General features: G+C 52.3%; 11 protein-coding genes. 2 read left to right on the plus strand and 9 right to left on the minus strand.

Annotated elements, in window-relative coordinates:
* Positions 1-182: 182 nt before the first annotated feature.
* Both ACN0XM_RS10215 and ACN0XM_RS10220 read left to right on the plus strand, forming a co-directional pair.
* On the plus strand, positions 183-1,358 hold the full coding sequence (locus ACN0XM_RS10215) for an ATP-grasp domain-containing protein (protein WP_417566833.1): 1,176 nt from the start codon (positions 183-185) through the stop codon (positions 1,356-1,358).
* Positions 1,359-1,366: 8 nt separating this feature from the next.
* The gene (locus ACN0XM_RS10220) at positions 1,367-2,536 is read left to right on the plus strand and encodes a hypothetical protein (protein ID WP_417566834.1); all 1,170 of its coding nucleotides are present in this window, start codon (positions 1,367-1,369) and stop codon (positions 2,534-2,536) included.
* Here the strand turns inward: ACN0XM_RS10220 and ACN0XM_RS10225 are convergent.
* The 9 genes from ACN0XM_RS10225 to ACN0XM_RS10265 form a co-directional block, all read right to left on the minus strand.
* Positions 2,533-3,537: a polysaccharide deacetylase family protein gene (locus ACN0XM_RS10225; protein ID WP_417566835.1), complete on the minus strand. Its 1,005-nt coding sequence runs from the start codon at positions 3,535-3,537 to the stop codon at positions 2,533-2,535. The genes ACN0XM_RS10220 and ACN0XM_RS10225 overlap by 4 nt on opposite strands.
* Complete coding sequence (locus tag ACN0XM_RS10230) at positions 3,534-5,345, minus strand: asparagine synthase-related protein (RefSeq protein WP_417566836.1); 1,812 nt, start codon at positions 5,343-5,345, stop codon at positions 3,534-3,536. Before ACN0XM_RS10230 ends, ACN0XM_RS10225 begins: the two co-directional genes overlap by 4 nt.
* 18 nt (positions 5,346-5,363) lie before the next feature.
* Positions 5,364-6,467, minus strand: coding sequence for a glycosyltransferase family 4 protein (locus ACN0XM_RS10235; protein WP_417566837.1), 1,104 nt, complete (start codon positions 6,465-6,467; stop codon positions 5,364-5,366).
* 21 nt (positions 6,468-6,488) lie between these two features.
* Positions 6,489-7,211 carry a GNAT family N-acetyltransferase gene (locus ACN0XM_RS10240; protein ID WP_417567083.1) on the minus strand — a complete coding sequence of 241 codons (723 nt, stop codon included), beginning with the start codon at positions 7,209-7,211 and terminating at the stop codon, positions 6,489-6,491.
* A gap of 254 nt (positions 7,212-7,465) precedes the next feature.
* Positions 7,466-8,779, minus strand: coding sequence for a FemAB family XrtA/PEP-CTERM system-associated protein (locus ACN0XM_RS10245; RefSeq protein ID WP_417566838.1), 1,314 nt, complete (start codon positions 8,777-8,779; stop codon positions 7,466-7,468).
* A gap of 21 nt (positions 8,780-8,800) precedes the next feature.
* Positions 8,801-9,667: an XrtA system polysaccharide deacetylase gene (locus tag ACN0XM_RS10250; protein WP_417566839.1), complete on the minus strand. Its 867-nt coding sequence runs from the start codon at positions 9,665-9,667 to the stop codon at positions 8,801-8,803.
* A 38-nt stretch (positions 9,668-9,705) separates the two neighbouring features.
* On the minus strand, positions 9,706-10,920 hold the full coding sequence (locus ACN0XM_RS10255; RefSeq protein WP_417566840.1) for an outer membrane beta-barrel protein: 1,215 nt from the start codon (positions 10,918-10,920) through the stop codon (positions 9,706-9,708).
* A gap of 67 nt (positions 10,921-10,987) precedes the next feature.
* Positions 10,988-11,893, minus strand: coding sequence for a polysaccharide biosynthesis protein (locus tag ACN0XM_RS10260; RefSeq protein ID WP_417566841.1), 906 nt, complete (start codon positions 11,891-11,893; stop codon positions 10,988-10,990).
* Positions 11,893-13,419 carry an XrtA system polysaccharide chain length determinant gene (locus ACN0XM_RS10265; protein WP_417566842.1) on the minus strand — a complete coding sequence of 509 codons (1,527 nt, stop codon included), beginning with the start codon at positions 13,417-13,419 and terminating at the stop codon, positions 11,893-11,895. Before ACN0XM_RS10265 ends, ACN0XM_RS10260 begins: the two co-directional genes overlap by 1 nt.
* Positions 13,420-13,449 lie beyond the last annotated feature (30 nt).

Below are 13,449 nucleotides of genomic sequence, written 5' to 3' on the forward strand. Positions count from 1 at the left end.
TTCGAACAGAACGCTCACTGACTTCCCTTTGGACTTCCATCATGCCACAAGTGGAGTTGTCACTTGGACTCACCTGCGGCTTTTCCTGCTCTTCGCTATGGCTGCGATAGAATTCACGCTCATTATGCAGGATAATCGGCCAACAGTTGAACACTTGGTAAAAACACAGGACGTTGCGACCCATGGAACCCAGAATTCTGGTGCTGGACGGAAATCAGAGGGCGGCACTCGCAGCGGTGCGATCCTTGGGTTCAAAAGGATTATGGGTCGCTGTCGGTGAAGATTCATCGCCCTCCATGGCAGGCCTCTCCCGTTATTGTAGTCAAGGCATTACCTATGCCAACCCATTTACCTCGCCCAGACAGTTTTTTGAAAATCTTCTAAAGCAGATTGAAGAACTGAACATTTCATTTCTGCTCCCCATCACGGAAGCCACCACTTACGTCATTCTGGCCTACCGTAACGAGCTGCCTGAGCACGTTTCGCTCCCCTTCCCGGAAACGGAGTCCGTGGAGCAACTTGCCAACAAAAATAATTTGTTCCTGCTCGCACGGCAGCAAGGCGTGCCGGTGCCGGAGACAGTTTTCTGCACAAATGTTGAAGAAGGCTTTAAGGCACTGGAAACCATCAATCACTTCCCAGTGGTGCTAAAGCCCTTCAAGTCGAAGATTCTACAGCCAGATTCCATTCTTTCGACACAAGTTGTCATTGCGCAGTCGGTTCAGGAAGCCTCAGATGCCCTAAGGAATCACTTTTTCTTTCAGTTTCCGTTCACTATACAGTCGTTTGTTGAAGGCTCCGGCAAGGGCATTTTTGCGCTTTTTGACCATGGCGAGCCTGTATGCTTTTTCGCCCATCGCAGGCTTCGGGAGAAACCACCAGGCGGAGGTGTGAGCGTTCTTTGCGAATCAGCACCAGTGGATGATCAGCTCCGAATCCACGCAGAAAAACTGCTTCGTTCGGTAGCCTGGCATGGAGTCGCCATGGTGGAATTCCGGGTCTCTGCTGATGGCACAGCTTACCTGATGGAAGTTAACCCCAGGTTCTGGGGCTCATTGCAGTTAGCCATTGATTCCGGGGTCGACTTTCCCTGGTGGTTGTATCTGGTCAGCACAGGGCAAACTGTACCTCAGATGCTATGGCAACACCGACGGGTGCGATGGCTGCTTGGCGATCTGGACCGGCTTTACCTGGTGTTGAAATCCTCGTCGGACACTTACAGTATCGGCAGGAAGCTGGTTGAGATCTTGCGGTTTTTCAAACCAGGCTGGCGAACCCGTCACGAGGTTAACCGCTGGCAAGACCTCCGCCCTTTCTGGTTTGAGCTAAAACAGTACTTACGCGCACTCAAAAGCTGACGCATTCTATGAATCAACCGTATGTCATCATTCTTGCCAACGGCCTTAACGGGCTTGGTGCCGTGCGCTCCGCCGCGCACGCAGGCCTTCGAACCTACACGCTTCTGACCAGCCAGACCGATCTAAGCGCCTATAGCAGATACAGTCAGTACCGATTTCTGTTACCCGCAACCCCCGGGGTGGAAGACATACGCCCTATCCTGGACCAGCTGTACCGTAATGAGGACGGGCCGGGAGTCCTGCTGGCCTGTTCAGATCTGGCGGCGGAACTGCTCGGCAAGCTCAAGACCGAGGGCTACACCCATCACCACCTGATTGTGCCTTCGTCGGAAACCACTGAAATCCTCAACGACAAGAAACTGGAATGCCAGTCCATGGAGGAAGGTGGTATTACCCTCCCCAAGACCTACTACCAACTGGCCACCGATGTTCCCGAGTCTTTCCCGATTATTATCAAGCCCCGAACCTTCCGGGAGTATGCGGTACTAGGCGCAAAAAATGTCATTATTAACACTGAGGCCGAACTTGAGGAGTTTCGGAAGCGGTTCCATGGCAAGCTTGAGCGTTTTATAGCCCAGGAAGTCATAGCGGGTGATGACGATAATTTGTGGGTATGCAACGTCACCTTTGGCCTGAACAAAGAGCTGAGCGCGTGCTTCGTGTTCAACCGCCTGGGAACCATGCCCTCCCACTATGGGGTAACGTCCCTGGCAATCAGCCGGGAAAACCAGGTACTGCGGGATGAATGCGCAAAGATTGGTAAGGCCCTCAATTACTCCGGGCCGGCGATGATCGAATTCAAGAAAGACCAGAACTCCGGGCATTATTACTATATTGAGACCAATCCGCGGCTGGGAATGTGCAACTGGTTTGATACCCGTTGCGGAATCAACAACATACTGGCCTGCACACAGGTGGCCTACGGCAATCCGGTGGCATTTGCCCCCCAGAAGAACAACCGTGTGTACTGGAACTTCTTCGGAGATCTGGTCGCCCGCCTGGAAGACCGGGAGAACATTTTTGCCGTGCTGTTTCGCTATATCGGATTGCTTCGCTATCGCCGGGTCGCAGCGCTGTTTTACTGGAAAGACCCACACCCCGCATTCAGGTACTCCTGCATGTCCATCCGGGATATTCTTTCCCGGGTTGGGCGGAAATTGCGTGGCGACACCAATTAGCCTCGTAGCTTCTCCTTTAGGGCCTCGAAGCGGTTCACAATCTGCAGGAAATCCGCGGTGTTCTCCGGCAGGGAGAATCGGGGGAGCTGATAGTGATCCTGCCCCTGCCTTACGTACGCTGGAACGGTATTGAACGCCATGTTGAACCCAGCTTGCCTGAGCTCTTCCACATCCTGGTCGTCGTAATCTGAAGGGCGCCCGGTAGGGTATGCAAATACTTGTGGCGAATAACCGAGTTCCTTCCCTACCCGCTCCAGAGAACCAAAAATTTCCTTCCGTTTTTCTGCCGGAGCAAGGGTCGAAAGAATTCTGTGGGAGCAAGTGTGCGGATAGACACCGTGCCCCCTTTCACGCAGGGATCTTGCATCGCTCCAGGACATTGGCCGATATTCGGCAGGGGCGGAAGACGGATAATCAACCCCCAGCTTGCGGAAGAGTTCCTCGCGCAGCCACTGGTAGACCTCTGCCTGAGGCCCCGTTTTCAGGGCATCTCGAACCTCCCGAATGACCGTTTCGGCCAGTGCTTCCTCCAGGTTTACCGAGAAGACGGCGCCCGATGGCAGCTCAAGATCCGAACGCAGCACACGGGCGTGCCTGAATGCATAGGTAACCTGGTCATCCCATGGCCAGAGTTGCTGATCCAGCAAACCGGTGATCACGAAAAAGTTCAACGGAAATCCAAATTCATCAAACACCTTTGCCGCCACGTCATGATGGTCATAAAAACCGTCATCGATGGTGAACAGAACCGACCTGGATGGTATTTCCCGCCCTTCATCAAGAGACTGCCAAAGCTCATCCATCGAAAGAACCTGGTAGCCTTTATTTGAGAGGTATTGAAGATAACTACGCAGTTGGGTAGCCGTCATCCTTCCCGGAACGCCATCATTGCCGTCCGTCACTCGGTGAAGCATGAATACCGGCAAGGTACCAGGGCAAAGCAGCCGGAACAGACCCGTTTCACCCAGGATGTTTGCCCATTTCAGCAGCGACTCCTTCAATGGTTTACTCCCAATACTGTTGGCCTGAGGCACTTTGCTTGCATCTTCAACAAACTTGCATCCAGCGTCATCAACCACCATGGCAACCTTGTTGACGACTGAACTGCCGCTATATCGTTATTTTCCAGTTCGAAACCCAGAACCTGACTGACGCCACCTTCTTTGGAAAAGGCCTTTTCGAGATAAGGGCTGAGCTCATTGGTGAGCCAGGCTTTTTCCGGCGTTTCAAAACCGATCTTTGGCCACTCAATAACCGAAGCATCGATCAGCCGCCTGCAAATTTCCCTTAACGTTGGCTTGGCATTGCCAGCTTCATCAAAGCGCAACCGATAGGGGAGCCGTCTTGATATTTTCAGCATTCCCTCCGAAAGGAAAGGATAGTAAACAGGGATGCCTGAGTCGTTTGATAGCCTGGTATTGCGTTCCAGCATACACCTCAGAAACAGGGAAAGATTTGCTTCAAGGCTCTTGCCCACAATATCGGAGGACTTATACGCACCGAAGGGAATATCAACAAAGGGTGCCACTCCCAATCGGCTGGCGACGGACACTTCCTGCTCTCCGTAGTCTATCGTGAAAAGGCTGCATAACAGCGATTCCAAATCGTTGGCCAGGATTCTGTTCAGGGAGTCACGCTTTCGGGGACGAAGCCTGCCAACAAGCATACTGATAACAGGTTTTAATGAGTCGGGGATCCGCGCCGCCAAAGCTATCTTTTTCTGAATGTTAACAATGGTCCGGTTGGTTTTGGTTCCGAACAGGGCGTCTGCCCCATCCCCGCCGATGATGGCATCGTAGCCTCTGATTTGTTGGAAGATCCGGCGGACCACAATATTGTTGATATGCCTGGAGGGCCCTTCCAGCATCGAGACGACTTCGTCAAAAACCTGACCCAGATCACTCGAATTCAGGCGAACAATTTCATGTCTCAGGCCGAGCTTCTCCGCAACGTAGACGGCCCGTTTCAGCTCGGGGTTAGCAAAGCCCTCTATCTCACAGGAAAATGCCACACAATCCGAAAAGTGCCTTTTAGCGTAGGCGGCCATTATCGAGGAATCAACGCCACCGCTCAGCAAAACTGCCACCCTGTCTGCCCTTCTGGCAAGACTGGTGAACTCCTGTTCGAGCGCTTCCTCAATGCGGCAGACCACGGCCTCAAACTCAAGAGTGTCATCGGGCTCCACGACCAGAGGACACGGCTTTGCAAATGTTTCGATATTTCCACTGGCCCCGAGTTTAACTGCACCGTTATCGGGCACTTTTAAGATGCCGGAAACCATACTCTCAGGCGCACGGCAAAAGCCCAGCCAGAAACTGCTCGATAATGCAGCGGATGAGATTCGGAGCTTTTCCTGCCAGGGCAACAGGCAGAAAGCTTCCGAGGAGACGGTCAAATGTCGCTCGCTGGAGCTGTAGTACACAGGTCTTGTTCCAAACCTGTCCGCCATTAACAGGACTTCCGGTGAGTTCAGATAACAGACGATCAGTGAAAAACTGCCCTCAAATTCATCGTTCAACGGGTCTCGGCTCCTATCCCACAGGGACACGAGGTCGTTTGCGTTATCGGAATAATCTGACGAAGTGCCCGGGCGGCGGAAGTAGCCCGACAGGATAAATAATCTGCCGAGGGGCTCATCCAGATAGATGCTCACCTTGCCTGAGTAGGCAACCTTTATGTCACCATAAGAAAAGGTCTCCGTGCCTGCCTCAGTGTGCGTCACCTCCTGCAGTATTGCTTTCACTGAGTCCAACGAGACCTCAGTGACTGCATCCTTGCCTTTATTGATAGATATCAGGAACCTGGACATCCTTTATCCAACCCTTCGCTAATTGACCAACTGGCTATAAACGTCTTTATACCTCGTTAACATGGATTGCAAAGAAAAGCGTTCTTTCGCAGTTCGCCTCGCTTCATCGGTAAGGTCTTTTCGTGTCGGCTGATCCATCAGCTTCTGGATGGCTTCCACGATGGCCCCGGCGTCTTTTACGGGCACCAACATACCGGACACCCCATCATCAATAATCTCTTCCGGCCCGCCACTGCGGGTCGCAATAACCGGCACCCCGGCCATCATGGCCTCGACGGTGGAAATGGAAAATCCTTCAGACACTGAGGGTAGCAGGAAGATATCCGCCTGCCGGAGAATATCGGCAACGTCCTGCCGAAACCCCAGCCAATGAATATTGGGTTGTGTGGGCGCCTGAGCAATCTGATCCTTCAGTTTCTGGAACAGCTTTTCCTTTTGATGCCCCACGACCACAAAATGCACCTTTGGGTCAGCTACCGCCATGGTGATGGCGGCTTCCACAAGGTACTCATAACCTTTCGCCGGGCGAATGTTGCCCAAGGAGACAACAAGAGTTACCTCCTGTGGCAGCCCCAGTTCCTCTTTGAGCCCGTTCGCAGGCCCACCAATGAACGCCTCGGGATCGACACCATTGTAGATGAGCTTCAGTTTACGGGAGGGCAAGGGGCTGCGTTCGGCCAGCTCTTGTTGAAGGCGTTCTGATACACACACGATTGCAGAAGCGCCACGCCCGATGAGGAAGAATTTTGTTTTAAGAAACCGTTCTCCTGCGGCAACATCCACAGCGCCGTGAAAAGTCGCAATCATGGGCTTTCTGCAGATCAGCGCCAGAAGCGCGCCATAAACGTTTGAACCAAGAAGGTGAGCATGGATAAGATCAACCTTCTCACTGCTAATAAGTTCCCGCAACGCTCTCACGTAGCCGAGATTGAAGCTTCCCTTGGAATCAATAATCTGAGGTGTGATGCCAAGGCTGCGAACCCTGTCGGCCACCCATCCCTCACCACGCAATACCACAATGTTGCGGAACTCCGTGTGTTCCAGCTCTTTCAGCAGATTGGTAAAGACGGTCTCCGCTCCGCCGGGGCCCGTCGTATCTATAAGGTGCAGAATGGTTGTCATCGTTCTCCCTGCCACAACAATTTATCCTCTCATCCAGTAGAGGGCACGGAACAGAACGCTTTTTACCAGCATGATCGATATGAACTGGTATTGGTCAGTCGCAAAGCGGGACTTATAGTCTTCGTTCTTGCCCTGGCCGGCAAGCAGGTCCAGCCTGTGGGTGTCCTGTGCTTCAAATGCGTCTTCGACGGCGTACCCCAGATGAAGAGAGCCAAGGGATAACTTCTTGTGGAATTTTTCATCAAATCCCGCCTGAATGTTGTATATAACGCCGCGGTACCAGACGTTATAAAGCACTGAAACCACATTGCCATCACAATGCAGGACCGATAACAGTGGCCTGCCACCCTCCGCCTCAACCCGTGACAGAAACTTCTTGTGGAATTCCAGGCTGGTTGGCGTTACACAGTTTTTTTTCCACCTTGCCAGATGAAACCTGTTCAGGTGCTGAAAAAAAGCATCGACATCAGATGGCCAGAGATTTTCCTCGCGGACGCTTCCAAGCGACTCCAGTATTTTCCTACGATTGACCAGGCGCAAGCGGCTGTTGGCACCAAGAGATGCAAGATAGTTATCGAAGCTGCCCGATGTTGAAACCGCATAACCGTTGTCAGAAGCGGTAATTCTGAAGGCCCAGTTATGGGTGGCGGCAATGGTAACCAGTGCAGACAGCTCTTCAGACCCGGTCCGCAAATCATTAAAAACGGCTTCTGTCCAGGGTTGCTCCTGGAGCATCTGTTCCATCTCTAACAATAATGGCTGTCCACTCAGGTTATCGGGGCAAAACTGGTTATATTCAGTTCTGGGTGTTCTCAGCTCTCGATAACTGGTGCCAACGAACTGAAGGGAGCGAACTGGTAATATTCCCTTCAGCCGATATCTGGACTCGTACAGGCCCGAGACCTGGCCATCCCACTCTCTGACCAGCCTGAAACCTTTTTGGTTGCCCCAGGTTTCCCACCACGCACTTTGCCAGGCTTTCGTCTGGAACAGACTCATCATGGCAGTCCCTTGACGATATGCGGTCCCAGCAGGTTCGTAAGCCTCACTGGCAGGCGCTGCCAAATGGCTATCATTAGCCTGAATTTTGGGTTGTCTGGATTGAGTGCAGGTAGTTTGTCACCCTCCGGAAGCACATAGTCCCAGTAAAGCTTCAGTGATTGGGCACCCCACTGCTGTTTGAAATGATAGGTTCCGGCATCGTGGCTGCAGCGGCCAAAATCGAACACGTCAAAACCCTGCTGGACGGCAAACTCAAGGATCGCCCAGTACATACTCATGTTGATACTGGTGTGGTTGTACAGCCGCAAGGTGGATGCCCAGGGAATCTCCATTCTGCCTTGGTAGCCGGTGAGAAAAGCACAACCAACGGCCCGCCCGCCTATCCGTGCGACTACCAGCCAGGCCTGCCCTTTGAGAGCCTGTAACAGGTTGGAGAAAAAGTCCTTGCCGTAAACCGGGGTACCAAGATCACGCATGTTCACCGAGAAAACCCGGTAAAATTCGTCGAGCAGTTCCGGCCCACCAATGCAGAGCTCGGTCATTTCCCGCTGGCCACGGCGTATCTGGGCGCGGACTTTGGGCTGGAAACTTTCCCAAAGATCATTGCTATTGTCTGGCAAAGGCAACCAGAAGCCCACTTTGTCTGTTTTTTGGGGCAGACCCAGTTCGTTATCCTGGCAAAAGCGGAGCTCCAGGTGTCTTGCACTGACCTCCTGACGCCATTGATCCGCATGTGCAATCAGCTTCAGTGCAACTTCCCGATTGTCTGCCAGTACACCGCCATAGTTGAAATAGGGCATGGCCACAAGAAAGTTCCCGAACAGGCGGGTGTTGAGCTGAACCAGGGGCAGAACCCCAACCATGGCATCTTTATCATCCAGTGCAATGAGATATCTAGCCCTGTGCCCGTAGGTATTGTCGATAAACGTCGAAACTGCGGGGCGATGCCATATTGATGCTGCCGGGTGGCCGGCCAGGTAGGCCTCGACTGCGGAATCGTTGCCATTGGTGCATCGCTCAACCCTTATTGCACCGCGGGAAGGTTTTTGGGCGATCGCAGGGGGAATCTCGATACTACCCGGAGACCATTTTCTTGCGACCGAGGTGTCATTAAGCTGTTTTTTGAACCGTTTTTGAAGCTGCTTTATCTCATCAGAGACCTGTTTCAACTCACCGATCAGATCGTCTGCAATAAGCCCCGATTGCCGTGCCTCGCCTACCAGGCGGCTCAGGCGGCCTTTGGTTTTTTTAAGCGCGTCGATTCGCTCTTTGGGTGTATCCAACCGGGGCTCAGGCATCTCCATTCCCATTGCGCTATCCTTAAAAGTCTCTTAGACGACAACAGCACCAGCGGGTATCTTTGTCTCCGATAGTACATCTGAAACCGAGCTGAAACGAAAGTCTCCGAGCAATCGCTCCAGCCTGCCCATGCATTTGTTCAGGTTGTTATAGTGTCGGAAACGGGAAAGTGCTTTGACTTCTAATCGGGGCTGCCCGGTATCAATTTCCCACGGATGAAGGTAGAAAATGAAAGGCTGCCCTGCCCTGTTTATTTTCCCCAATCCCCATCGGCTCAGCCAATACGGATACAGGCGAAAATACCCACCTCCGGCTATCGGTAACCGGTAGTTCCCCAACGGGCATGTGGAAAGTGGAAATTCAATCAGCGTGCCACCACCGGGGGCTTCTAATCGATAGGGCTCATGGGGCGTTCCCGGCATTCCGTAGCGGTCATGGTGCACGGGGAAAATGGAGGAGTCCCAGGTAAACCCTTCTTCACACAGAATATCCAGTGCCCAGCGCGACTGTGCCGTAATTGAGTAACTGGCTGCCCTGTAGCCTGTAATTGACTTACCGGTTATATCTTCCAGCAGCTGCTTTGATTTTCGGGTTTCGTCCCTGAACACCTCGGGAGTCTGATTGTAAACCAGTTGATGGCTGTAACCGTGGCTCGCGATTTCGTGCCCGGCATTCTGGATACGCCTGATCAGTTCTGGGGACCGTTCAGCAACCCAACCAAGGGTGAAGAACGTTGCCTTCACATCCCTTTCCGAGAACAGTTCCAGCAACCGATCGGTGTTGGCCTCGACGCGATATTCCATCGACGACCAGTCTTTGCGATCGACCGCTTCAGCCAGTGCTGCCACCTGAAAGTAGTCTTCAACATCAATGGTCAGCGCGTTCTTTGTCACTTCCATGTTACTCCAGATAATGAACTTGCTACCGCAACTGAAAATCAGAAAAACTGATAAGCAAGGCCCAGTGATATCCAGTTCTCCTGGTATTCGCTGGAACTCAAATCACTGGTTCTGGTGGTATGACCAATCCGGCCGTTGAGACCGAGATCCCGGGTAAGTTCGTATCTCAGGCCGATATCCGCGCGGTAGGTATTATCATTTACACCGTCGGCATCGAATGTCCGATACTGATAGCTTGCCCCTGTCTGTAGGGACAGCAACGCTGAAATGGTTCGGTTGTAGCTAACCCTGAGACCGACACTGTCCTCAACTTCGTCGGTACTGATGTAATCGGCACGGTTAGCGAACACGCCAACATTGACCCGTGATGCATCGCTAAACTGTCTGACGAACCCCGCGTCAAGGGCCGTTACCTCTACCGCTGTGGTTTCACGAAGGTTGAAAACCACGTCGCCAAAACGGATGTCGAAGTCAGACGTCTGATCAGTCAGCTCCCGGCTGCCTCTGAGATAAGCGTGACTGACAGGATTAATGTCCCGCTCGAGGGAGAAATTTCCCACAACACCCTCGCTCGACTGAGTATTACCTCCGAACCGACTCTCTAGCTGGCTGACACCAATACTTCCCGACAATCTGGTCGCCTGCCATGACTTGGAAAACAGTAGGCTGGCTACATCTGTATCGATCTCAACACCGGTATCGAGTTCCGCCCGATTGGTACTGAACTGAACGCCACCCGAGAAGGTCTGGCTGAATATGTGGTTCCAGCTGGCTGTGCCAATGTAACGCTCGCTATCCGTATCTTCCGGCTCACTGTACTCGGTATTGCCATATTTTGCGGAAAACGTTAATTGGTCCAGCTCGCCGAGCATCAGAGAGTAAACCGGCCCTGTGCGAAAGACATTCTTGCGGGTGCGGTTGTTCGGCGTGTCGCTAGCTCTGGAATTTTGCGTGACATCTCGCAAATTGTCTGAAACCTCCCAGGAGAGGCTCCGGGCCAACTGACAATCCCCGGCAAAATCCAGAGACGCGTAATTCCTTGGATCAAACGTATCGTCGTACCAGACACCGTACCCAACATTTGCGGCGGTCCGCGCCTCACATTTACCCGGGTCCGTCTGGTGCGCCAGTGTCAGGTTCACTCTTGTTTCAACATCACTGGTTTCGTCAGAGGGCGTCAGTGCTACGTTATCGCTGAACCGACTGTTCAGCCCCCCCGATAGGGTCAGTGGCTCCGCTTCCGCGACAGTCATCGTTGCACTGACAGCACAGAAAAAAGAAAACCTGAACAATGCTGGACACTTCCGTGGCCCGGTCAGTCTAGCCATTTATGACAGCTCCAAGAAATTTTTCCGAGTTGAACGCTAAAGCCGCTTGTTCAACCCCACTGACGGTCATGCCTCCGTGAGGAACAACGAGCATTGCATAGTCACACAATTCCGTGAGGATCCGGGCATCAGGTGACTCGTTAATGGGCGCGGTGTCGAGCACGATAAACCTGTCGGGATAACGCCGCCGTATCGCCTGCAGGAACTGTTTCATGCGGAATGAGGTAAAGAACTCACTCGGCGTTTCACGCCTGCTTCCCGCCGGAATCAGACGCAACCTCGGGATGCCAGTGGGATAAAGAATCCGGGAAATGTCAAAATCAGGGTCGTCCAGAAAATCAGTCAACCCGTACTCTGGAACAATATCGAGAGTCGAATGCAGCGCGGGCTCTCGCAAATTGCAGTCTATTATCAGAGCTGTTTTTGCCTGATCGAATGCAAAAGCAGCTGCCAGATTCAGCGCAACAAACGACGCCCCCGCGCCCGAGCGTGCTCCACTTACCACGAGGGTAAAATTGTTCCCGCCGGATTGTTCCAAGAGTTTAGTGCGGAGGTTCCTGAAATGATTAACCAGTTTTCTGTTACTGGATTCCGGATAAATGATTCGCCTTTCATCCAGATCATCTGGTGTAAGCCTGCGAGGCTCTTGCATCCGAACAATCTGTTTACTGATGACATATCGATCTACGGCTCCCGGACCGAGTTCCAGAGAACTGGGCACGAGCATCCGAGAATCATCAGAATCGGAGTATGGTATGTTTCTGCTGACGTTGCTGCCCTTGCCATGGCCTCCAGAACCGGACTGATAATCGCCACCCCCGGTATTGGCGGAGTTTTTATTCCCGGTGTCTGTGCCCTGCTTTTCAGAAACGTCGCGGTCCGTCCTGGAATCATTCATTAAAACACTCCAAACAACGCAGCCAAAGCGACTGAGATATAGGCCCCGATGACAACAAACGCCATCAACACAACGCCTACGGTAATCCTGCGATCCCGTCGTTTTTCAAAGGGCGTGCGCACTTCGGGAAGTTGTTCAAGTATTGGCAATTCGAGTGCGTCCTCTATTTGCTCACGGGTACGCACTCTGGGATCCACCTGCAGCAAAGCCGCCACAGCACCAAATGGCGCGACAAGTCCGACAAATAATCCGGCCAGAGCAAACATTGAGAACTTTGGCCCGCTGGGACTATTGGGATATTGTGCAGTTTCATTAATCTTGTAGTTGAGCCCTTGGCCTTCGATATCCAGGTGCATGGAAACACGCGCCTTTTCCCGGCGTTTAAGAAGATCATTATAAATCTCTTTATTCACTTCCAGGTCTCGGGTCAGGTCTGAATACTGCGCCTTGTTGTCCTGGATCCGCTCCATTCGCTTAGTCTGTTCAGCTATCAGTCGTTTTATGGATTGGATCCGCGTTTCAACGGTTTTAATGTCGGTATTCGTTTTTACCAGAGAGGACCGAATGTCCTGATATACCGGATTAGCAACGTCTACGCCACCGAGCGATTCGGGTGATTCGTCCTGGGTTTCGAGTGCTCGCTGCCGCTGCTTGCGAAGCTCTGCAATCTGCTCCCGGAGAATGATTATGTCTGGATAGGTGTCGTGATAGCGCAAACGCAGGGAATCCAGTTGTGCTTCCATGGAACTGATCCGCTCCTGGTAGGCATCGGATGTCTGCCCTTGCCTGATTCTCGGGTTGATCTCCGCCATTTGTCGTTCAAAGGCATTTGCTCGCGTTTCCAGCTCTTCTTTTTCAAGTTCGGCAAGTTCCAAGCGGCCTTGAAGATTAGATAATCTGGAGTTTGCATTAGCCTCTGTTCCCTCAACATTCTCCGACAGGAACTGTCTCAGGCGCTCCTCTACGCCGGCAATCTGACGTTCATAACTTTTCACCTGTTTATCGATAAAGTCATAAGCGGAACGACTTTCAGCCTTTTTTCGCTCGTTGTTCTCCTCAATAAATGCCTGCCCCAGCTTCTGGGCAACCTTAAAGGCTTTGAGGGGAGAAGACGCCGAATACCCAATGCTGAAGTAGTTGTCACCTCGCGTAGCGACCGACATGCTGCCTCGAATGCCGCTTATGCGACCTGCCAACCTTTCCGGGCTCAGGTCGTCAGCTTTTTCTCCAAAAATATCAGTATCCGTGGCGATTTTTTCCATCACACTGCGAGACCAAAGCAGCTCCCTCGCAGCGGATGCTTTTTCATTAATCTCGGTTGTGACGGCCCGCCCCTCCATCAACGGTTGAATGATATTTCTATCGTCTACAAAGATAATGACCTGAGACTGGTACTTGTAAGGCCAAAAATACCCCGCCGCCAACACCGAAAAACTGACAACTGCGAACACAAATAATGCAAGCCATTTACGAGCCCGGATCTCACGAACAATTTCCGCAGGCAACTGACTTAATGGAAGTGCCATAATTATTACCTCCTGATTGAAGGCGCCAGC

This window comes from Marinobacter sp., assembly GCF_048269445.1.
Taxonomy (GTDB): domain Bacteria; phylum Pseudomonadota; class Gammaproteobacteria; order Pseudomonadales; family Oleiphilaceae; genus Marinobacter.